Raw genomic sequence first — 20727 nt, 5'->3', positions numbered from 1 at the left:
GCAGGTAAACGCGAACTACCTAAAACAAATCAATAAAACTGAAGAGCTCAAAAACCAACTGTAGTAAACAGGCTGGATTTAGAATTGGCTTTACGTGTAGTCAAAGTCTTCATATTAGTCTGCTTTTTGATGGTACAAATAATAATGAATATAACGATACAAAAGCCTCCCATCCTACTAATATTGCGAAATTATTCCACGCAAGTATTAAAGACCGTAATGCTGGGTATTTTTCCTATTACATACCTGGTGTAGGCACACCATTTCCCAAGATAGGTGAAATGGATTACAGCAACAATGGTCTGGAGTTCGCTACTGGTGGTGAAGATCGAATTAATTGGGCATTATTACGCCTCGTGGATGCTCTTAGCTATTCTTTTGACACTACCCAAAATGGGCTGAATGAGAAGGTGGCAAAAGAGCACATTCCTCTTATGCGCGCTCACTGGCCGATGACTGGTGAGGTGAATCGTCGCAATGTGATTAACCCCTACCTGGAAAAATTACAGGGGCAGTTAGAACAAGCCAGTCCGCGCCTGCTAAACGTAAAGCTATTTATCTACGGATTTTCCCGTAGCGCAGCGGAAGCTCGAACCTTTGTTAACTGGTTGACTCAGTTAGCTTGCCCGCAGAGGCAACAGGTGATGCTGGCCGGTTTAGCTATCAGTATTGAGTTTTTGGGGCTGCTGGATACCGTAGCTTCTGTGGGGGCGGCGCATGTTTTGCCGGGCGCTGCCGGTCATATGGGATGGGCTGATAGTACTCAGCAACTCCCTGATGAGAGGCAGTTTCCCGGCCTGATTAAATGCTGCCGCCACTTCGTTGCCGCGCATGAGCAGCGGCTGTGCTTCCCGCTGGATTCAATCCGTCGTCCAAACGGCAATTATCCTTTATATGCAGAGGAAGTTATCTATCCGGGGATGCACTCTGATGTCGGTGGTGGCTATCCCGTTTGCGATCAGGGGAAGTCCTGTGGAGGTCCAGATGAAATTCTCTCTCAAATTGCTCTGCATGATATGTATCTTGCGGCGTTTGATGCGGGAGCGCCATTATCAGTACATCCATCGTTCATAACCAGTATGATAAAAGATATTTCACCCTCAAGATCTATGTCTGTTTCATCAATTACCGAATTTGATATTGTCCCAGTGCTAACAAAACGCTTCAACATTTGGCGACAAACGCTGCTGAACACCACTTTGCAGGGTACAGAAGAAATGATTGATACGAGGGAGGGTTATCACCCCTATCAACTTGCCCTGGTTCTTGAAAGCGCAATTAGTGACCAGATCGGCTGAATCACCGCCTGGCGTATCGGTCGCTATGCTAATAACAGTCTTCTTGTACAACCTTTTTATATTAAGGCGCCACAACTGGATAAAGATGGACTTGATAAAGAGGCCAAAGCGCGCGAAGAACAAATGGAAAATATCGAAAAAGAACGGGCGAACAAGCAGAAAGGCAATGGCACACTTGATGAAAGTAATCAGGGCATACCTATCCTTGACCCGACGAACGCTCAGTACCAGTTGCGAGAGGCAGCCCGAGAATTTCAGAGCGATTATAAAGGATGGACGCGCGATATTAACGGCAGCGTCACGGAGAGAGCCATTCAGATTCTTGTGGATGTCATTCCTAAATATCCGGTGTATCTGATTAATGGCGATGATGAAGCAAAGGAATATCAACAAATTAAGGCTATGGGAGACGGATTCTATCCACAATTTTTTATTGATTCACTGGGAACGGCAACGCGTACTCAGCCCTGCGCTGAATTACTGGCTCTCTATGATGACCAGGTTCATGACTCCCGCGCTTGGTTTATGCAAAGTTCGCTGGGTGGACGCGAACCCTGGGGCGGTCATTTTCGCTACCGCATGATTTACTTCGGTGATGAGGCTAATAAAGAGCTGAAACAAATCTCGGCAGATGGCGAAGTTGTTGGCGCTCAGCCCACAAACCGGGTCATTTATTGGATGGAATCGAAAACTGTGCGCCGAGGTTAAGTTCTTAAGATTCAGAGTCTGGAGACCGGGAAAATGTAAACATGTAGTGCCTAATCACCCCAGCTCAAACCCATCCGCATCCCGCCATGCCGGAAACTTCTCTCTATACTCCCGCAACGCCGTCATCGACAGCTCAGCATCAATGCGCGTTGCCTGATGCGCGTCGGCGGTGGCGATAATCTCGCCTTGCGGGTTAATCACCCGGCTGTCGCCGCGGTAGTGGTGGCCGTTGCCATCTGTGCCGACACGGTTACAGCCTGCGACGTATGCCTGATTCTCAATCGCGCGGGCGACCAGCAGCGCCTGCCAGTGCAGGGAACGCGGTGCGGGCCAGTTAGCGACGTACAGGACGAGGTCGTAATCGTTGCGATTGCGCGACCACACCGGAAAACGCAGGTCGTAACATACCAGCGGCAGAATGCGCCAGCCGCGCCATTCAAACACCACGCGCTCGTTGCCCGCTTCATAGTGGTGATGCTCATCCGCCATGCGGAACAGATGGCGTTTATCGTAAAAATGCACGTTGCCTTGCGGTTCGACCAGTAAAAAACGGTTCACCGGGCCGCGATCGGTTTGCAGTGCCGCGCTGCCTGCAATCAGGGCGTCGGTACGTTGTGCCTGCATATGCATCCAGGAGATTACCTCCTCCTGGGAAGGCGACTGTTTCGCGGCTTCCATCGCAAAACCGGTGGTAAACATCTCCGGCAGGACGATGACGTCGCGCCCGCTAATCTCTTCCAGTTGACGATCGAAATGGCGCAGGTTGGCAGGGCCATCCATCCACACCAGCGGTTGCTGCAAAAGCGTAATTTTCAAACCAGGCACGGCGGTCAACTCCTTTATTGCAGAGATTAATAACTTTAACACCTTATCAGGCTGTTGCCGTGCTACGGAATATTTCGATAAAAAAAGCTTTTATTGGAAATATCTGATTTGCATTTGGCAGGCTTGCCGCTCACTCTTAAGGGGATGAACAACAAGGGCAGGATAAGCCCGGGAGGAATGATGTATAAGGCAATAACCGCTGTCGCTGCGCTGGTCTTTGCAACCAGCGCCATGGCGCAGGAAGATGTAACTATCAGCAGCCTGGCAAAAGGTGAAACGACCAAAGCGGCGTTCAACCAGATGGTGAAAGGACACAAGCTGCCGGCATGGGTGGTGAAAGGGGGGACATATACCCCTGCGCAAACCGTTACGCTGGGCGATGAATCTTATCAGGTGATGAGCGCATGTAAGCCGCACGATTGCGGATCCGAACGTGTGGCGGTGCTGTGGTCTGAAAAGTCTAAGCAGATGACCGGCCTGTTCTCGACCGTTGATGAAAACACGTCACAGGAAAAATTAACCTGGCTGAACGTGAATGATGCGTTGTCTATTGACGGCAAAACGGTGCTGTTTGCGGCGTTGACCGGCAGCCTGGAAAATCATCCAGACGGGTTTAATTTTAAGTAATCGGTTAGTTTGAGCCTGGAAAACCTTGCCTGATGCGCTACGCTTATCAGGCCTACAAGGTTTCTTCAATATAGTGAATTTGCACTATTTTGTAGGCCGGATAAGGCGATTATGCCGCATCCGGCAAGAACAAAGCGCACATTGTCAGCAATATAAAACGGGGCTTTTCGCCCCGTTTTTACATCACGCTGCTTCAATCTTACGCACTTTCTCCGGCAACTTTACCGGTTTGGTCGCCAGTGCGTCGGCGTCGAAATCATCCACGTTAATACTGCGTAGACGGCTCTCTTCAGCCTTAATCAGAATATTGGCTTCTTCCTGATCGATAAGCCCTTTCGCCAGCGCATTACGCGCCAGTTCATCCAGGCGGGTAAACGGCAGGTTTTTGCCAATCTCTTTGCAGATCCGCTGGTGGATAGGATCGGCCGCCATCACGTCAATCAACGCTTCTTCCAGCAAACCGACCGGGTTATGTTCGCTCGGCGTCAGATACTGACCGCGGCCAATACGGGAGCGTGTGGCACAAGGCGTTTGCAGGATCTTCGCTACCTGATGGTCCAGTTTATCCGACGGTGCATGATAATGGCGACCGGTCGGGAAAATAACCACGCTCAGCGCACCGGCCACAAAACGATTCGGGAAGTTCTTCAGCAAATCATCTATCGCCTGCTCTGCCTGATACAGCGCATCCTGCACGCCCCAGTGAACCAGCGGTAAATCAGCTTCATTACGCCCTTCATCGTCATAGCGTTTCAGTACCGCAGAGGCGAGATAGAGTTGGCTCAATACATCGCCCAGACGCGCGGAGATACGTTCACGGCGTTTCAGGCTGCCACCCAGTACCGCCATTGACACGTCAGAGAGCAGCGCGAGGTTGGCGCTCAAACGGTTCAGATGCTGATAGTAGCGGCGCGTCTGATCATGCGTCGGCGTGGCGCTGGTTAAGCCGCGCGTCAGGCCAAGCCAGAAGCTGCGCACTTTATTGCTGCCCACATGGCCGATGTGTTTAAACAGCAGGTTATCAAACGCTTTCACGTCTTTGTTCTGCGCGGCGGCCATTTCATCGAGCACATACGGATGGCAGCGAATCGCGCCCTGGCCGAAGATCATCATACTACGGGTCAGAATGTTCGCACCCTCAACGGTGATGGCAATCGGCGCGCCCTGATAAGCACGGGCGAGGAAGTTACCTTCGCCGAGCATAATGCCTTTACCGCCTGCGATATCCATTGCATCAATAATTGACTGCTGGCCACGGTGGGTACAGTGATATTTCACAATCGCCGACAGCACCGCCGGTTTTTCACCGAGCATAATGCCGTAGGTAATTAACGATGCCGCCGCGTCCATCACGTAGGCGTTGCCACCAATGCGCGCCAGCGGCTCTTCAATCCCTTCCATCTTACCGATGGAGACTTTGAACTGACGGCGGATATGCGCATACGCCCCGGTTGCCAGTGCCACGGATTTCACGCCGCCTGTCGAGTTCGACGGCAGGGTGATCCCACGGCCAACCGACAGACACTCAACCAGCATACGCCAGCCTTGTCCGGCCATTTTGGGGCCGCCGATAATGTAATCGATAGGGACGAAGATATCCTGACCACGGGTCGGGCCGTTCTGGAACGGTACGTTGAGCGGGAAGTGGCGACGGCCAATTTCCACGCCCGGAGTGCTGGTCGGAATTAGCGCACAGGTAATGCCCAGATTCTCTTCGCCGCCCAGCAGTTTATCCGGGTCGGTGAGTTTAAAAGCCAGCCCCAGCACGGTGGCGATAGGCGCCAGCGTAATGTAGCGTTTGTTCCAGGTCAGGCGCATCCCCAGCACCTGCTCGCCCTGCCATTCGCCCATGCAAACGACGCCAGTATCCGGAATAGCGCCTGCATCGGAACCCGCTTCCGGGCTGGTCAGCGCGAAGCAAGGGATCTCTTGCCCACGCGCCAGGCGCGGCAGATAGTGATTTTTCTGCTCTTCAGTACCGTAATGCTGTAACAGCTCGCCCGGCCCTAATGAGTTCGGTACGCCCACGGTGATCGCCAGAATACCCGACACGCCGGAAAGTTTTTGCAGCACACGCGCCTGAGCATAGGCGGAGAACTCCAGCCCGCCGTACTCTTTCTTAATGATCATCGCAAAGAAGCGATGCTCTTTCAGATACGCCCACAGTTCCGGCGGCAAGTCTGCCAGTTCATGGGTAATTTCGAAGTCGTTTGCCATACGGCAGGCTTCTTCTACCGGGCCGTCGATAAACGCTTGTTCTTCCGCCGTCAGGCGCGGCTGCGGATAGTTATGCAGTTTTTTCCAGTCCGGATTACCGCGGAACAGGTCGCCTTCCCACCAGGTGGTACCGGCATCAATCGCTTCTTTCTCCGTGCGCGACATCGGCGGCATCACCTTACAGAAGGTGCGGAAGACCGGCGCGGAGATCATCGCGCGGCGCATGGAAGGCACGTTGAACGGCACCAGAATAATCGCCAGCGGCACCAGCAGCCAGATATTCCACAACCCTGCCGCGCCAAGTGCGGCGGTCCAGGCCAGTAATATCAGGCTGCTCAGCGTTAAGCTGACGCGGTGATAGAAGAGCACACCGAGTAAAGCAATGGTTGCAACAATACTCAAAATCATCATAGAGAAATGCTCCCTGTCTTGTAGGAGGTCTGACCACTTGTGATAGTATTGTTCTAGTTGATGTCATTTCTTTTAGCAATGTGATTACAAAATAATTACAACTCAGCTCACATTGTTGCCGCTTTCATAGGCACCAAAAATCAAAAGCCATCGTGAAGTGGTGGGCTTTAGCTTCTCGCTGCTGATGCTATCCGGTACACTGTGAAAAAGTTATTTCACCCATACTGAAGGATTATCCTCATGTACCAGGATCTTATTCGTAACGAACTGAACGAAGCGGCAGAAACGCTGGCTAACTTCCTGAAAGATGAAGCCAATATCCACGCGATTCAGCGTGCAGCGGTGCTGCTGGCCGACAGCTTCAAAGCGGGTGGTAAAGTGTTATCTTGCGGTAACGGTGGTTCCCACTGTGACGCGATGCACTTTGCTGAAGAGTTAACCGGCCGCTATCGTGAAAACCGTCCGGGCTATCCGGCGATTGCGATTTCCGATGTCAGCCACCTCTCATGCGTGAGTAATGATTTCGGCTATGAATATGTTTTCTCTCGTTACGTTGAATCCGTAGGCCGCGCAGGTGACGTCCTGCTGGGGATCTCCACTTCAGGTAACTCCGGCAACGTGATTAAAGCGATTGAAGCGGCGCGCGCGCAGGGGATGAAAGTGATCACCCTGACCGGCAAAGACGGCGGCAAAATGGCGGGATCTGCGGATATCGAAATTCGCGTGCCGCACTTTGGCTATGCCGATCGCGTTCAGGAAATTCACATCAAAGTGATCCATATCCTGATTATGCTGATCGAAAAAGAGATGGTTAAAGCGTAAGAACGGCGGGGCTTCGGCCCCGATTAGTTGTGGGGGGTGTAGAATGTGTGAACTGCTCGGGATGAGCGCCAATGTGCCAACCGATATCTGCTTCAGTTTTACCGGGCTTGTTCAGCGCGGGGGCGGCACCGGCCCGCATAAAGATGGCTGGGGAATCACCTTTTACGAAGGCAAAGGGTGTCGCACATTCAAAGATCCCCATCCAAGCTACCAGTCACCTATCGCCAAACTGGTGCAGGAATATCCGATAAAATCCTGTTCCGTGGTGGCGCATATCCGTCAGGCCAACCGTGGCAACGTGGCGCTGGAAAACACTCATCCGTTTACCCGCGAACTGTGGGGGCGCAACTGGACCTACGCCCACAACGGCCAGCTTGACGGTTACAAATCGCTGGAAACCGGCAACTTCCGTCCGGTCGGCGAAACCGACAGTGAAAAAGCCTTTTGCTGGTTGCTGCACAAGCTCGCCGAGCGTTATCCGCGCACGCCTGGTAATATGCCTGCGGTATTTAAATACATTGCGACGCTCGCCGCACAACTGCGCGAAAAAGGCGTGTTCAACATGCTGTTGTCCGATGGGCGCTACGTCATGGCGTTCTGCTCCACTAACCTGTTCTGGATCACCCGTCGGGCACCGTTCGGCGTCGCGACGCTGTTGGATCAGGACGTGGAAATTGATTTTCAGCAGGAGACAACCGCCAACGACGTGGTCACAGTGATTGCGACCCAGCCGCTGACGGGTAATGAAACCTGGCAAAAGATTATGCCAGGCGAATGGCGCTTATTTTGCCTCGGGGAGTGTGTAATTTGACGCCAGCTGCGGCTGTACCACTTCGTGGCTCAGTGGCTTGCTGACGACATAGCGTCCATCGACGACAGAAACGATCGGCGGCTTATGCGTCTGCTGGAAGTAGTCATACCCCGGCTTGAGCTGCTGCCAGAAATCTTTATAGGTTGAGTATTTGTGACGTTCCATATTGGCATCGCTCATGCGGAACGGATAAATGCTCACCTGCACGCTCTGCTGGCCGAAGACTAACGCCCCGGTCACAAACTGGAAGATTTCATCAATACCGGAATCGGTCATTGCATAGCAACCCACCGACACGCACGCGCCGTGGATCATCAAATATTTCCCTTCATAACCGTGTGCGCGGTCATAAGCATTAGGGAAACCGATGTTAATGGCTTTGTAGAAACGGCTGTCAGGCTTGAGCTGGCTGCGTTGTACGGAGTAAAACCCTTCCGGGCTTTTGAAGTCACCCTGGCGACGTTTCGGGCCCAGGCCGCCGGAGTAATTACAGATGCGGTAGCTATCAAGGAGCTGATACGTCTCGCCCATCTTGACGTACAGGTCAAGGGCGCGTTCTTCTTTGAAGATCTGAACGTAAACCGGTGAACCCATTAACTGTTGCTTATATTCTTTACTGACCGGTGTCATCGGGCTGTTGCTGCTCAGCAACCCGGCAAATGACATGCACGGCATAAGAAGCATCGCAATGAAAAATGCGATTTTGCGCATACTACGTGTTCCTTGATAAACAAAAACCACATGCCAGGAAGGCAAGAGAGAGACAAAATCAGAGTTATCTGTCTTTAGAGGGCTCACATTAGCATCACAGCATTTTTTCGCAAGAGGGTGATTATTGTGTTTACAATTAAGTTTTCACGCCTGTGCAAAATTCATCGCATAACACACCTCAATATCAATAAATTGCGTGCCGAAGCCACGGCTGATAAGCAACGCGCCCTCAGGCAAAAATGTCGATGCTTTGCGTAATAGCTCGCATTTTAGCGCCGAATTCAGCGGAACTGCTGCGAGGGGCTGAAAGATAGTGTTAAGATTGATTAACGTTATCATTCTGGGGGAAATATGCCTTTTCTATATGGCTATCCTGTCTGATTCGTACCTCAACGTCTGACAGACACCTTCAGGTGGTGGAAGTGTAAGAAAGGATGCGTTTCTCTCCTCATCGCCCATCATGGAATGATTCGGGGTGAATACCGCTACTCCTTTCTTTTGTTTCGTTAATCACAACGCTGGCCTTAACGGATACCTGCTAACAGTATGATTAAAATAACAAAGGGTCTTGATATCCCCATTGCGGGCGTGCCCAAACAACACATTGATGAAGTTGCGGTAACGCGCGTCGCCGTAAAAGGTGACGATTATGTCGGCCTGCGCCCCTCAATGGCCGTGCAGGAAGGCGATCGCGTACTGAAAGGGCAACTGCTTTTCGACGATAAAAAAATCCCGGGCGTGCGCTTCACTGCGCCAGCCAGCGGCATCGTCAGCGCCATTCATCGCGGTGAGCGCCGTGTACTTCAGTCCGTCGTCATTGATATTGAGGGCGATGATGCGGTTGAATTTCCCCATTTTGCCGCCGATGAGCTGGCAACATTGTCACGTGAAACCGTTGAAGCACAACTGATTGAGTCCGGTTTGTGGACTGCAATGCGTACCCGTCCTTTCAGTAAATCGCCAGCGCCGGGCACGCAGCCAGCGGCGATTTTTGTCACCGCGATGGACACCAATCCGCTGGCCGCCGATCCGCAGCCGATAATTCTTGCCCAGCGCGAAGCGTTTGACGCGGGTCTGACGCTGCTCACGCGCCTCACCGATGGAAAAGTGCACGTCTGCCAGGCGAGCGGCGGCAAGCTCGGTGGCCATCCGTGCGGGCAGGTAACGTTTAATCAGTTCACCGGGCCGCATCCGGCGGGGTTAGTGGGTACGCACATTCATTTTCTTGAGCCTGTTAGCCTCGAAAAACAGGTCTGGCACCTGAACTATCAGGACGTGATCGCTATCGGCAAACTCTTCCTCGACGGTGAGTTGTGGGTGGAGCGCGTGATTGCACTTGGCGGGCCACAGGTGAAACAGCCGCGCCTGTTGCGCACGCGTCTGGGCGCCTCGCTGGAGGAGCTCACGCAGGGCGAATTGCTGGAAGGCGAGAACCGCGTGTTGTCCGGTTCTGTACTCAACGGCAGCCAGGCCGTTGGCCCACAGGCGTACCTGGGGCGTTTCCATTTGCAGGTGAGCGTGCTGAAAGAAGGACGCGAAAAAGAGCTGCTCGGCTGGGTTGCGCCGGGCCGCGACAAATTCTCTATCACTCGCACCACCCTTGGTCACTTTCTGAAGCGCAAGCTCTTTAACCTCTCCACCGATACCCACGGCGGCGCACGCGCGATGGTGCCGATTGGCAGCTATGAGCGCGTCATGCCGCTGGATATTTTGCCGACGATGCTGCTGCGCGACTTGCTGGCGGGCGACTCCGACAGCGCTCAGGCGCTGGGATGCCTCGAGCTTGACGAAGAAGACCTGGCGCTCTGTACCTACGTTTGCCCGGGAAAATATGAATATGGCCCGGTACTGCGCAGCGTGTTAACCCAAATTGAGCAGGAAGGATAAGTGATGGGCTTAAAGCATCTGGTCGAAAAACTTGAGCCGCACTTTACCCACGGCGGCAAGCTGGAAAAATATTATCCCCTGTATGAGGCGGCAGCGACGCTGCTGTATACGCCGGGGCAGGTCACCAAAGGTGCGGCGCATGTACGCGACGCCATCGATCTCAAACGCATGATGATACTGGTCTGGTTTGCGGTCTTCCCGGCGATGTTCTGGGGGATGTACAGCGTCGGTCTGCAAACCATCCCGGCGCTGCATAAACTGTACGGCGCGGAACAGCTTCAGCAGGTGATTGCCGCAAACTGGCACTACAGCCTGGCGCAGGCGTTGGGCGTGAGTTTCGCACCTGACGCAGGCTGGCTCAGCATGATGACGCTGGGCGCGGTCTTCTTTGTGCCGATTTACGCCACCGTTTTCCTGGTCGGCGGCTTCTGGGAAGTGCTGTTCGCGATAATTCGCAAGCATGAAGTTAACGAGGGCTTCTTCGTCACGTCGATTCTGTTTGCGTTGATTGTTCCGCCCACCCTGCCACTCTGGCAGGCCGCGCTGGGGATCTCCTTCGGTGTGGTGATCGGCAAAGAGATCTTCGGCGGCACCGGGCGCAACTTCCTCAACCCGGCGCTGGCCGGACGTGCGTTCCTGTTCTTTGCTTATCCGGCGCAAATCTCCGGCGATCTGGTGTGGACGGCGGCGGACGGCTTCTCCGGCGCGACGCCGCTTTCCCAGTGGGCAAGCCACGGCGGTGAAACGCTGGTCAACGTCGCGACCGGACAGCCGGTCACGTGGATGGACGCCTTCCTCGGCAACATTCCCGGTTCGATTGGTGAAGTCTCGACGCTGATGATATTGCTCGGCGGCGCCATCATCATTTACGGGCGCGTCGCCTCCTGGCGCATTGTCGCCGGGGTAATGCTCGGCATGATCGCCAGCGCCACGCTGTTCAATTTTGTGGGGTCCGACACTAACCCGATGTTCGCCATGCCCTGGTACTGGCATCTGGTGCTCGGCGGTTTCGCATTCGGCATGATGTTTATGGCGACCGACCCCGTTTCGGCGTCGTTTACCGATAAAGGGAAGTGGTGCTACGGCGCGTTGATTGGCGTGATGTGCGTGCTTATTCGCGTGGTAAACCCGGCCTATCCAGAAGGGATGATGCTGGCGATTCTGTTCGCCAACCTCTTTGCGCCGCTGTTTGACTACCTGGTGGTGCAGGCCAACATTAAGCGGAGGAAGTCGCGTGGCTGAAGTTAAAAGTAACGATAGCATCGGCAAAACGCTGCTGGTGGTGCTGGTGCTCTGCCTGGTGTGCTCCATCGTGGTGGCAGGCTCTGCGGTAGGGTTGAAATCCCGCCAGCAGGAACAGCGCGCACTCGATAAACAGCGCAATATTCTCGCCGTCGCCGGGTTGATGCAGCAGGGCATGTCCACCGACGATGTGGCCGATATCTTTAGTGAACGTATCACCCCGCGCCTGCTGGATTTGAAAACCGGCAATCTGCTCGACAGCGACCCGACGTCCTTCAACCAGGCGCTGGCGCTGAAAGACCCGGAACAAAGCGTGCAGCTCGACGCCCACGACGACCCGGCGGGCATTAAACGCCGCAGCAACGTGGTTGAAATCTATCTGGTCAAAGACACCCAGCAAAAGGTACAGGAAATCGTGCTGCCGGTTTATGGCAACGGTCTGTGGTCGATGATGTACGCCTTTGTGGCGCTGGATACGGATGGTCGCACGGTGAAAGGCATCACCTATTACGATCAGGGCGAAACTCCGGGTCTGGGCGGTGAAATCGAAAACCCGAACTGGCGCGCGCAGTTTATTGGCAAAAAAGTGCTCGATGACAATGGCCGACCGGCGCTGAAAGTGGTGAAAGGCGGGGCCCGTCAGGGTGATGAATACGCGGTGGATGGCCTTTCCGGGGCCACGTTAACCGCCAATGGCGTACAGCATAGTTTTGATTTCTGGATGGGCGACCTCGGTTTTGGCCCGTTCCTGAAACAGGTTCGTGAAGGAGTGCTGAATAATGGCTGAACAGGGCGATATGAAAGAAGTGAAGCGCGTACTGGTGGGGCCGTTAATTGCCAACAACCCGATTGCGCTTCAGGTCCTCGGCGTCTGCTCGGCGCTGGCAGTGACCACTAAACTGGAAACCGCATTCGTGATGACTATCGCGGTAACGCTGGTCACGGCGTTTTCGAGCATGTTTATCTCGATGATCCGCCATCATATTCCGAACAGCGTGCGCATCATCGTGCAGATGGCGATCATTGCCTCGCTGGTGATCGTGGTCGATCAACTGCTACGCGCTTTCGCTTATGAGATCTCAAAGCAGCTCTCGGTCTTCGTCGGCCTGATCATCACCAACTGCATCGTGATGGGGCGCGCGGAAGCGTACGCCATGAAAGCGCCGCCGCTGGCGAGCTTTATGGACGGTATCGGTAACGGCCTGGGCTACGGCGCGATTCTGATGATTGTCGGTTTCCTGCGTGAGCTTATCGGCAGCGGCAAACTGTTTGGCATTACGATTCTGCAAACGGTGCAAAACGGCGGCTGGTACCAGCCAAATGGCCTGTTCCTGTTAGCACCGAGCGCCTTTTTCATCATCGGCCTGTTGATCTGGGCGCTTCGCACCTGGAAGCCAGAACAGCAGGAGAAGGAGTAACCGATGGCTCACTATATCAGCCTCTTTGTCCGCGCCGTTTTCATTGAAAATATGGCGCTGGCGTTCTTCCTGGGGATGTGTACGTTCCTCGCGGTATCGAAAAAAGTCTCGACGGCGTTTGGTCTGGGCGTGGCGGTGACACTGGTACTGGGGATTTCCGTTCCGGCGAACAATCTCGTCTACAACCTGGTGCTGCGCGACGGCGCGTTGATGGACGGTGTAGATCTCAGTTTCCTGAGTTTTATCACCTTTATCGGCGTGATAGCGGCGCTGGTGCAAATTCTGGAGATGATCCTCGATAAGTATTTCCCGGCGCTGTATACCGCGTTAGGGATTTTCCTGCCGCTAATCACCGTGAACTGCGCCATCTTTGGCGGCGTGTCATTTATGGTTCAGCGCGACTATAACTTTGGCGAATCTATCGTCTACGGTTTCGGCTCCGGCATCGGCTGGATGCTGGCGATTGTCGCCATGGCTGGTCTTCGCGAAAAAATGAAATATTCAAACGTCCCTGCGGGTTTGCAGGGCTTAGGGATCACCTTTATCACCACCGGTTTGATGGCGCTTGGCTTTATGTCGTTCTCCGGCGTGCAGCTATAAGGGGCGAAGAAAATGGAAATTATACTTGGCGTGGCCATGTTCACCCTCATCGTACTGGCGCTGTCGGTGCTGATTCTGTTTGCCAAATCGAAGCTGGTGAACTCGGGCGATGTGGTGATTGAAATCAACAACGAAGCCGACCGACAGATCCGCACGCCAGCAGGTGACAAGCTGCTGAATACGCTCTCCAGCAACGGGATTTTCGTCTCGTCCGCATGCGGTGGCGGCGGCTCCTGCGGCCAGTGCCGCGTGAAAATTAAAGAAGGTGGCGGTGACATTCTGCCGACCGAACTGGCACACATCACCAAACGCGAAGCCAAAGAGGGCTGCCGTCTGGCGTGCCAGGTCGCAGTGAAGCAGGACATGAAAATTGAACTGCCGGATGAGATTTTTGGTGTCAAAAAATGGGAATGCGAGGTTATCTCTAACGATAACAAAGCGACGTTCATTAAAGAGCTGAAGCTGGCTATTCCGGAAGGCGAGGTCGTACCGTTCCGCGCGGGTGGCTATATTCAGATTGAATGTCCATCGCATAAGGTTGCGTACGCCGATTTTGACGTGCCTGATGAGTACCGTTCCGACTGGGATAAATTCAATCTTTTCCGCTACGTTTCCGAGGTTAAAGAACCGACGGTGCGCGCCTACTCAATGGCGAACTATCCGGAAGAGAAAGGCATCATCATGCTCAACGTGCGTATTGCCACGCCACCGCCGAGCGTGCCGGATGCGCCGCCGGGGATCATGTCCTCTTATATCTGGTCGCTGAAACCGGGCGATAAAGTGACGATTTCCGGCCCGTTTGGCGAGTTTTTTGCAAAAGATACCGACGCGGAAATGGTGTTTATCGGCGGGGGGGCCGGGATGGCGCCGATGCGTTCGCACATTTTCGACCAGCTTAAACGCCTGCACAGCAAGCGGAAAATTAGCTTCTGGTACGGCGCGCGTTCCCTGCGTGAAATGTTCTATCAGGACGAATTCGAACAGCTGGCGCGTGACAATCCTAACTTCACCTTCCATGTCGCGCTTTCGGACGCGCTGCCGGAGGATAACTGGACGGGTTACACGGGCTTTATCCATAATGTTCTGTATGAAAACTACCTGCGCGACCATCCGGCCCCGGAAGATTGTGAGTTCTATATGTGTGGGCCGCCGATGATGAACGCGGCTGTCATCAAAATGCTCAAAGACCTGGGCGTGGAAGATGAAAACATCATGCTCGATGATTTTGGAGGCTGATGATGCTCACGGTATTTCTGGCGACGTTTGCGATTTTTGCGCTGGTGATCCTCGGGATGTCGCTGGGGTACATCATTAAGCGTAAAAGCATCCAGGGTAGCTGCGGCGGGATTACCTCGCTGGGGCTGGAGAAAGTCTGCGACTGCCCGGAGCCCTGTGACGCACGCAAAAAGCGTATGGCGCGCGAAGCGTTGCAGAAAGAGAGGCGGATATTGTAGTGCCGGGGGAGGGGGCGAAAACGCATTAACACCGTGCACATACGGTTCCCTCTCCCAGTGGGAGAGGGGGAGTGTGAAAACCCGGCACAATCTCTCTTCTCACCCACTCTATTTATACTGTATACTTGTCCAGTAACATCCGTAGGGGCTATGTATGCGCAAAATTATCCACGTCGATATGGACTGCTTCTTCGCAGCGGTAGAGATGCGTGATAACCCTGCGCTGCGCGACATCCCTATCGCTATCGGCGGCAGCCGTGAACGACGGGGGGTCATCAGTACCGCCAACTACCCGGCGCGTAAATTCGGTGTACGTAGCGCAATGCCCACCGGCATGGCGCTGAAGCTTTGCCCGCATCTCACCCTTTTACCCGGTCGTTTTGACGCCTACAAAGAAGCCTCTGAGCACATCCGCGAAATCTTCTCTCGCTACACCTCGCTAATTGAGCCCTTGTCGCTGGATGAAGCTTATCTCGACGTCAGCGACAGTGTGCATTGCCACGGCTCTGCCACGCTGATTGCACAGGAAATTCGTCAGACTATCTTCAACGAATTACAGCTCACGGCTTCCGCAGGCGTTGCCCCGGTGAAGTTTCTCGCCAAAATCGCCTCCGATCTCAACAAACCCAACGGCCAGTTTGTGCTCACGCCCGCCGACGTTCCCGCGTTTTTGAAAACGCTGCCGCTGGAAAAAATTCCCGGTGTTGGGAAAGTTTCTGCCGCGAAGCTCGAAAGTATGGGGCTGAAAACCTGCGAAGACGTGCAGAAAAGCGATCTCGCTATGCTCCTGAAACGCTTTGGAAAATTTGGCCGCGTATTGTGGGAGCGCAGTCAGGGGATTGATGAGCGCGCCATCAATAACGAACGGCTGCGAAAATCGATCGGTGTAGAGCGCACGCTGGCGGAAGATATCCACGATTGGCCTGAGTGTGAAGCGATTATCGAACGTCTCTACCCGGAGCTGGAGCGAAGGCTGGCGAAGGTCAAACCCGACCTGCTGATTGCCCGTCAGGGCGTGAAACTCAAATTTAATGACTTCCAGCTCACGACTCAGGAACACGTCTGGCCGCGGCTGAATAAAGACGATTTGATCGCCACGGCCTACAAAACCTGGCACGAACGTCGCGCCGGGCGTGGCGTCCGGCTGGTGGGGCTGCACGTTACGCTGCTTGATCCACAACTTGAAAGACAACTGGTGTTAGGACTCTAATTATGAACATTCGCGCGTGGCAGCCGCATGAACTGCCGCAACTAAGCCAGATTTTCCTGCGCGCCGTCCACGAAACCGCCAGTCAGCACTATTTGCCCGTGCAAATCGCCGCCTGGGGTCAGGTGGATGAGGCGCAGTGGCGGCAAAAATTAGCCTCTTCCGTGGTGCTGGTGGCGGAAGTTGACGGCATGATTATCGGTTTTATCACCGCCGTTGGGCATTACATCGACCTGCTTTTTGTCTCGCCAGATTACGCGCGGCAGGGGATTGCCGGGGCGCTGTTACGAGCATTGCTGGCAAAAATGTTGCCGGGAAAAGTGACCGTCGCGGCGAGCATTACCGCAAAACCGTTTTTTGAACGTCAGGGGTTTGTGCTGGTGCGCGAGCAAAATGTTGAGGCGAGGGGAGAGCGGTTTATTAATTACCTGATGGCGCGAGAGGTATAAAAAAGCCGGACAGTGATGGCCGCCCGGCTTAACGGATATTACTTCGTCGGAATCGCTTTCAGCAGTTCAGTCAGAAGCGTCCAGTAGTGGCCCACGCTTTCGATATGAACCTGCTCATCCGGGGAGTGCGGGCCCGTAATGGTTGGCCCGATGGAGACCATGTCCATTTCCGGATACGGTTTTTTGAACAGACCGCACTCCAGACCTGCGTGGATAACCTGAATGTTCGGCGTCTTGTTGAACAGACGCTGATAGGTTTCACGCACCAGATGCATCACCGGAGAGTTTGCGTCCGGCTGCCAGCCTGGGTAGCTGCCTTTGGCTTCGGTTTTCGCGCCAGCCAGTTTACCCAGTGAATCCAGCATGCTGACCACGTATTCTTTACCGGTGTCGATAAGGGAACGAATCAGGCAGTGGATTTCCACGTTGTCGTCAGTCATGGTCACGACGCCGACGTTCAGGGAGGTTTCAACCACGCCTTTTGCTACGTCAGAGTTGCGGATCACACCGTTCGGCGTGGCGTTCAGCAGGCGAACGAAAGTATCGCGAGACTGCGCAGTCAGCGCGGCTTTATCGTTGCTGACGGACTCCAGCAGTACAGTCAGGTTCTTCTCTTTCTCAGCCAGTTCGTTTTTCAGGATATCCTGATACTGGCTCACCAGCGCTTTCAGCGATTCTACTTTATCCGCCGCCACGGCAACGGTGGAGAACGCTTCACGTGGAATGGCGTTACGCAGCGTACCGCCGTTGAAATCGACCAGACGCAGATCCAGTTCCGCCGCGTGTCCCGCCAGGAAACGCACCAGCAGTTTGTTGGCGTTACCCAGACCGACGTGAATTTCGCCGCCGGAGTGGCCGCCTTTCAGGCCTTTCAGCGTCAGTTTAAAGCTCTGGAAGCCAGCCGGAACAGCTTCGCGATCGAGATGCAGGTTGGAGGTAAAATCGATACCGCCCGCGCAACCCATGTAGATTTCACCCTCTTCTTCAGAGTCGGTGTTGATCAGGATATCGGCTTGTAACCAGTTGGCTTTCAGGCCGAATGCGCCGTCCATGCCAGCTTCTTCGGTCATGGTCAGCAGCACTTCCAGCGGGCCGTGCTCAACCTTATCGTCAGCCAGTACCGCCAGGGCGGACGCCATCCCGATACCGTTGTCGGCACCCAGCGTGGTGCCGCGGGCTTTTACCCACTCGCCATCGATATACGGCTGGATAGGGTCTTTAGTGAAGTCATGAACGGTATCGTTGTTTTTCTGCGGCACCATATCGAGGTGCGCCTGCAGAACGACCGGTTTGCGGTTTTCCATTCCAGCGGTTGCGCCTTTACTAATCAGAATGTTACCGACTTCGTCGCGTTCCGTATGGAAACCTTTTTCTTTCGCCCAGCCGATGATGTGTTCAGCCAGTTGCTCTTCGTGATAAGACGGGTGAGGAATAGAACAAATTTTGGCAAAAATATCCCACAACGGTTGCGGGGAGAGTTGAGACAGTTCCGACACGATGAGTCTCCTTACGGCGTTATGCATCTGGAATAAGTGTAATAAATAGCGAAACAGACACCACAAGCTGCGCTTGCGAGATGAGGTCGAGAATACCACTTTCTGTCTTCTCTGGTAGAACAAACCACGGAAAAAGAGGGGCAGAGTGCCCTTAAGGCTGGTTTTTAGTGCGTCAGATCTCTATAATCTCGCGCAACCTATTTCCCCCTTGAACACTTTTTAAGCCGTATAACACAGGCTGGGATATTTTCACATGAGCGAAAAATACGTCGTCACCTGGGACATGTTGCAGATTCACGCCCGCAAACTGGCAAGCCGTCTGTTACCTGTTGAACAGTGGAAAGGCATTATTGCCGTTAGCCGTGGGGGTCTGGTACCGGGCGCTCTGCTGGCACGTGAACTGGGCATTCGTCATGTTGATACCGTTTGCATCTCCAGCTACGACCACGACAACCAGCGCGAGCTGACCGTTCTGAAACGCGCCGAAGGCGATGGTGAAGGCTTTATCGTGATCGACGACCTGGTTGATACCGGCGGTACCGCAGTGGCTATCCGCGAAATGTATCCTAAAGCACACTTCGTTACCATCTTCGCTAAACCGGCAGGTCGCCCGCTGGTTGACGATTATGTAATTGATATTCCGCAGGATACCTGGATTGAACAGCCGTGGGATATGGGCGTGGTCTTCGTACCGCCTATCGCTGGCCGTTAATTCCCGCAATAAATGCGATTCCAGCGCCCGGCCATGCCGGGCGTTGTTTTTTTTACTGCCTGGCGCGTTACAATAGTCTAAAGCTCGTATTCATGGAGATCATGCGATGTCAGAGGCGAATCTTAGCGAAACCCTGTTCAAACCGCGTTTCAAACACCCTGAAACCTCCACGCTGGTGCGTCGATTTAACCCGGGAAGCGATCCTGCGGTGCAATCTGCCCTTGACGGTAAAACCGTCCCGCACTGGTATCGCATGATTAACCGCCTGATGTGGATCTGGCGCGGCATCTCGCCGCAGGAAATACTTGATGTGCAGGCGCGCATCGTAATGAGCCAGGCCGAACGCACCGACGAAGGCATGCTCGACACGGTGGTCGGCTATCGCGGTGGCAACTGGATCTACGAATGGTCAACCCAGGCGATGCAGTGGCAACAAAAAGCGACGCAGGAAGATGACCCGCTGCTCAGTGGCCGCCACTGGCTGCATGCGTCGAATCTCTACAGCATTGCGGCCTATCCACACCTGAAAGGCGACGATCTCGCTGAACAGGCCCAGGTGCTGGCCAATCGCGCTTATGCCGAAGCGGCTAAGCGTCTGCCGGGCGAAATGCGCGAGCTGGACATCCCTATTCCAGGCGGCTCGCCGGTCAGCGCGTTCCTGCACATGCCAAAAGGCGACGGCCCGTTCCCGACGGTGCTGATGTGCGGTGGGCTCGACGGCCTGCAAATTGATTACTACAGCTTATATGAACACTACTTCGCGCCGCTGGGCATTGCTATGCTCACGCTGGATATGCCGTCGATTGGTGGTTCATCGAAGTGGAAACTGACCCAGGATTCCAGCTATCTGCATCAGCATGTGCTACGCGAACTGCCCAATATTCCGTGGGTTGACCACACGCGCGTTGCGGCGTTTGGCTTCCGCTTTGGCGCGAACGTGGCGGTGCGCCTGGCGTATCTCGAATCCCAGCGCCTGCGCGGCGTGGCCTGCCTTGGCCCCATCGTTCACTGCCTGTTGAATGACCCACTGCGTCAGGGCCGGGTGCCAGAGATGTATCTTGATGTGCTGGCCTCGCGCCTCGGTATGCATGACGCCTCTGATGAAGCGCTACGCATTGAGCTCAACCGTTACTCGCTGAAAACGCAGGGCTTGCTGGGCCGCCGTTGCCCGACACCGATGCTGTCAGGCTACTGGAACAACGATCCGTTCAGCCCGGAAGAGGAGTCGCGACTTATCGTTTCGTCCTCATCAGAGGGTAAACTTCTGAACGTGCCATTCAACCCGGTGTACCGTAATTTCGACAAAGCGCTGAAAGAAATTGCAGGGTGGATCAATAATAGATTTAGTTAATAGATTGCTAAATTTTATTGATTTGGTAAAACAGTTGCATCACCAAAGGAGATCGCAATGACGTTACCAAGTGGACACCCGAAGAGTAGACTGATTAAAAAACTCACTGCGCTAGGCCCTTACATCCGTGAGGAGCAGTGTGAAGAGAACCGCTTCTTTTTCGATTGCCTTGCTGTATGCGTGAACGTTAAGCCAGCGCCTGAAAGCCGTGAATTCTGGGGATGGTGGATGGAAATGGAAGCGGAAGAAGACCGTTTCACTTACAGCTACCAGTTTGGTCTGTTTAACAAAGACGGCAAATGGCAGGCAACCGCGATTAAGGATCCTGAAATTAATGAACGCGTGGAGCAAACGTTGCGTGGGTTTCACGAGAGAGCACGCGAATTACTGGCAACATTAGACTTGAAACTGGAACCGGCAGACGGTTTTGACGACCAGCCGATGCGTTTATCTGCTTAACGCGAAGAGATAATGCCTGATG

21 protein-coding genes are annotated in these 20727 nt (G+C 54.0%); 17 read left to right on the top strand and 4 right to left on the bottom strand.

Going from position 1 to position 20727, the window contains the following annotated elements; all coding sequences use genetic code 11:
• Window positions 1-32: 32 nt before the first annotated feature.
• A complete protein-coding gene (locus ACOXYR_RS24810; RefSeq protein ID WP_421447821.1) occupies window positions 33-1298 on the top strand; it encodes a T6SS phospholipase effector Tle1-like catalytic domain-containing protein in 1266 nt (421 codons plus the stop codon).
• Complete coding sequence (locus tag ACOXYR_RS24805) at window positions 1299-2006, top strand: T6SS phospholipase effector Tle1-like catalytic domain-containing protein (protein WP_421417675.1); 708 nt, start codon at window positions 1299-1301, stop codon at window positions 2004-2006.
• A gap of 54 nt (window positions 2007-2060) precedes the next feature.
• On the opposite strand, the gene ACOXYR_RS16920 is transcribed toward ACOXYR_RS24805, so the two are convergent.
• Window positions 2061-2831, bottom strand: coding sequence for an amidohydrolase (locus tag ACOXYR_RS16920; protein WP_421356588.1), 771 nt, complete (start codon window positions 2829-2831; stop codon window positions 2061-2063).
• A gap of 180 nt (window positions 2832-3011) precedes the next feature.
• Between ACOXYR_RS16920 and ivy the strand changes: the two genes are divergently transcribed.
• Window positions 3012-3458 carry an Ivy family C-type lysozyme inhibitor gene (gene ivy / locus ACOXYR_RS16915; RefSeq protein WP_208638235.1) on the top strand — a complete coding sequence of 149 codons (447 nt, stop codon included), beginning with the start codon at window positions 3012-3014 and terminating at the stop codon, window positions 3456-3458.
• A 183-nt stretch (window positions 3459-3641) separates the two neighbouring features.
• Here the strand turns inward: ivy and fadE are convergent, their stop codons facing one another.
• Complete coding sequence (fadE, locus tag ACOXYR_RS16910; protein WP_421356587.1) at window positions 3642-6086, bottom strand: acyl-CoA dehydrogenase FadE; 2445 nt, start codon at window positions 6084-6086, stop codon at window positions 3642-3644.
• A gap of 240 nt (window positions 6087-6326) precedes the next feature.
• On the opposite strand from fadE, the gene lpcA reads away from it, so the two are divergent.
• Both lpcA and ACOXYR_RS16900 read left to right on the top strand, forming a co-directional pair.
• Window positions 6327-6908, top strand: coding sequence for a D-sedoheptulose 7-phosphate isomerase (gene lpcA, locus ACOXYR_RS16905; protein WP_015965778.1), 582 nt, complete (start codon window positions 6327-6329; stop codon window positions 6906-6908).
• A 43-nt stretch (window positions 6909-6951) separates the two neighbouring features.
• Complete coding sequence (locus tag ACOXYR_RS16900) at window positions 6952-7719, top strand: class II glutamine amidotransferase (RefSeq protein WP_108474698.1); 768 nt, start codon at window positions 6952-6954, stop codon at window positions 7717-7719.
• On the opposite strand, the gene dpaA is transcribed toward ACOXYR_RS16900, so the two are convergent.
• The gene (dpaA, locus tag ACOXYR_RS16895; RefSeq protein WP_108474699.1) at window positions 7690-8430 is read right to left on the bottom strand and encodes a peptidoglycan meso-diaminopimelic acid protein amidase; all 741 of its coding nucleotides are present in this window, start codon (window positions 8428-8430) and stop codon (window positions 7690-7692) included. The two genes, ACOXYR_RS16900 and dpaA, sit on opposite strands and share 30 nt — an antisense overlap.
• A 546-nt stretch (window positions 8431-8976) precedes the next feature.
• Between dpaA and ACOXYR_RS16890 the strand changes: the two genes are divergently transcribed.
• The 9 genes from ACOXYR_RS16890 to ACOXYR_RS16850 all read left to right on the top strand — a co-directional run bounded on the left by ACOXYR_RS16890 (window position 8977) and on the right by ACOXYR_RS16850 (window position 16687).
• Window positions 8977-10317, top strand: a complete 1341-nt coding sequence (locus ACOXYR_RS16890) for a Na(+)-translocating NADH-quinone reductase subunit A (protein WP_350437002.1) — start codon at window positions 8977-8979, stop codon at window positions 10315-10317.
• Window positions 10318-10320: 3 nt separating this feature from the next.
• Window positions 10321-11559 carry an NADH:ubiquinone reductase (Na(+)-transporting) subunit B gene (locus tag ACOXYR_RS16885; protein ID WP_108474897.1) on the top strand — a complete coding sequence of 413 codons (1239 nt, stop codon included), beginning with the start codon at window positions 10321-10323 and terminating at the stop codon, window positions 11557-11559.
• Window positions 11552-12346, top strand: coding sequence for a Na(+)-translocating NADH-quinone reductase subunit C (locus ACOXYR_RS16880; RefSeq protein ID WP_421356586.1), 795 nt, complete (start codon window positions 11552-11554; stop codon window positions 12344-12346). Before ACOXYR_RS16885 ends, ACOXYR_RS16880 begins: the two co-directional genes overlap by 8 nt.
• Entirely contained in the window at window positions 12339-12977 is a 639-nt protein-coding gene (locus tag ACOXYR_RS16875; RefSeq protein ID WP_015965772.1) for an NADH:ubiquinone reductase (Na(+)-transporting) subunit D, read from the top strand. The genes ACOXYR_RS16880 and ACOXYR_RS16875 overlap by 8 nt, the downstream gene beginning before the upstream one ends.
• Window positions 12978-12980: 3 nt before the next feature.
• The gene (gene nqrE, locus ACOXYR_RS16870; protein WP_015965771.1) at window positions 12981-13577 is read left to right on the top strand and encodes an NADH:ubiquinone reductase (Na(+)-transporting) subunit E; all 597 of its coding nucleotides are present in this window, start codon (window positions 12981-12983) and stop codon (window positions 13575-13577) included.
• 12 nt (window positions 13578-13589) lie between these two features.
• On the top strand, window positions 13590-14813 hold the full coding sequence (gene nqrF / locus ACOXYR_RS16865) for an NADH:ubiquinone reductase (Na(+)-transporting) subunit F (RefSeq protein ID WP_113858700.1): 1224 nt from the start codon (window positions 13590-13592) through the stop codon (window positions 14811-14813).
• A 2-nt stretch (window positions 14814-14815) separates the two neighbouring features.
• On the top strand, window positions 14816-15031 hold the full coding sequence (gene nqrM, locus ACOXYR_RS16860; RefSeq protein ID WP_167405928.1) for a (Na+)-NQR maturation NqrM: 216 nt from the start codon (window positions 14816-14818) through the stop codon (window positions 15029-15031).
• Window positions 15032-15185: 154 nt separating this feature from the next.
• Window positions 15186-16241, top strand: coding sequence for a DNA polymerase IV (dinB, locus tag ACOXYR_RS16855; RefSeq protein WP_113858701.1), 1056 nt, complete (start codon window positions 15186-15188; stop codon window positions 16239-16241).
• 2 nt (window positions 16242-16243) lie between these two features.
• Window positions 16244-16687 (top strand): GNAT family N-acetyltransferase, encoded by a 444-nt coding sequence (locus tag ACOXYR_RS16850; RefSeq protein WP_421356585.1) that lies wholly within the window; start codon window positions 16244-16246, stop codon window positions 16685-16687.
• Between the two features lie 38 nt (window positions 16688-16725).
• Here the strand turns inward: ACOXYR_RS16850 and pepD are convergent, their stop codons facing one another.
• A complete protein-coding gene (gene pepD, locus ACOXYR_RS16845) occupies window positions 16726-18183 on the bottom strand; it encodes a cytosol nonspecific dipeptidase (RefSeq protein ID WP_421356584.1) in 1458 nt (485 codons plus the stop codon).
• 253 nt (window positions 18184-18436) lie between these two features.
• On the opposite strand from pepD, the gene gpt reads away from it, so the two are divergent.
• The 3 genes from gpt (at window position 18437) to crl (ending at window position 20705) form a co-directional block, all read left to right on the top strand.
• A complete protein-coding gene (gene gpt, locus ACOXYR_RS16840; protein ID WP_015965764.1) occupies window positions 18437-18895 on the top strand; it encodes a xanthine phosphoribosyltransferase in 459 nt (152 codons plus the stop codon).
• A 106-nt stretch (window positions 18896-19001) separates the two neighbouring features.
• Window positions 19002-20246, top strand: a complete 1245-nt coding sequence (gene frsA, locus ACOXYR_RS16835) for an esterase FrsA (protein ID WP_108474709.1) — start codon at window positions 19002-19004, stop codon at window positions 20244-20246.
• Window positions 20247-20303: 57 nt separating this feature from the next.
• Window positions 20304-20705, top strand: coding sequence for a sigma factor-binding protein Crl (gene crl / locus ACOXYR_RS16830; protein WP_108474710.1), 402 nt, complete (start codon window positions 20304-20306; stop codon window positions 20703-20705).
• The last annotated feature ends 22 nt before the right edge of the window (window positions 20706-20727 follow it).

The sequence above is a fragment of the Pseudocitrobacter faecalis genome (genome assembly GCF_965231525.1).
In the GTDB taxonomy this organism is placed as follows: Bacteria; Pseudomonadota; Gammaproteobacteria; order Enterobacterales; family Enterobacteriaceae; genus Pseudocitrobacter; species Pseudocitrobacter faecalis.
Note: the sequence above shows the minus strand (reverse complement) of the source record. Positions and strands in the feature narration are given on the sequence as shown.

Coding starts and splice junctions, on each gene's coding strand:
- ivy (WP_208638235.1), top strand. CDS start 3,012: ATGTATAAGGCAATAACCGCTGTCGCTGCGCTGGTCTTTGCAACCAGC.
- ACOXYR_RS16850 (WP_421356585.1), top strand. CDS start 16,244: ATGAACATTCGCGCGTGGCAGCCGCATGAACTGCCGCAACTAAGCCAG.
- ACOXYR_RS16900 (WP_108474698.1), top strand. CDS start 6,952: ATGTGTGAACTGCTCGGGATGAGCGCCAATGTGCCAACCGATATCTGC.
- lpcA (WP_015965778.1), top strand. CDS start 6,327: ATGTACCAGGATCTTATTCGTAACGAACTGAACGAAGCGGCAGAAACG.
- ACOXYR_RS16890 (WP_350437002.1), top strand. CDS start 8,977: ATGATTAAAATAACAAAGGGTCTTGATATCCCCATTGCGGGCGTGCCC.
- dinB (WP_113858701.1), top strand. CDS start 15,186: ATGCGCAAAATTATCCACGTCGATATGGACTGCTTCTTCGCAGCGGTA.
- fadE (WP_421356587.1), bottom strand. CDS start 6,086: ATGATGATTTTGAGTATTGTTGCAACCATTGCTTTACTCGGTGTGCTC.
- nqrE (WP_015965771.1), top strand. CDS start 12,981: ATGGCTCACTATATCAGCCTCTTTGTCCGCGCCGTTTTCATTGAAAAT.
- dpaA (WP_108474699.1), bottom strand. CDS start 8,430: ATGCGCAAAATCGCATTTTTCATTGCGATGCTTCTTATGCCGTGCATG.
- nqrM (WP_167405928.1), top strand. CDS start 14,816: ATGCTCACGGTATTTCTGGCGACGTTTGCGATTTTTGCGCTGGTGATC.
- crl (WP_108474710.1), top strand. CDS start 20,304: ATGACGTTACCAAGTGGACACCCGAAGAGTAGACTGATTAAAAAACTC.
- ACOXYR_RS16885 (WP_108474897.1), top strand. CDS start 10,321: ATGGGCTTAAAGCATCTGGTCGAAAAACTTGAGCCGCACTTTACCCAC.
- gpt (WP_015965764.1), top strand. CDS start 18,437: ATGAGCGAAAAATACGTCGTCACCTGGGACATGTTGCAGATTCACGCC.
- ACOXYR_RS16875 (WP_015965772.1), top strand. CDS start 12,339: ATGGCTGAACAGGGCGATATGAAAGAAGTGAAGCGCGTACTGGTGGGG.
- nqrF (WP_113858700.1), top strand. CDS start 13,590: ATGGAAATTATACTTGGCGTGGCCATGTTCACCCTCATCGTACTGGCG.
- frsA (WP_108474709.1), top strand. CDS start 19,002: ATGTCAGAGGCGAATCTTAGCGAAACCCTGTTCAAACCGCGTTTCAAA.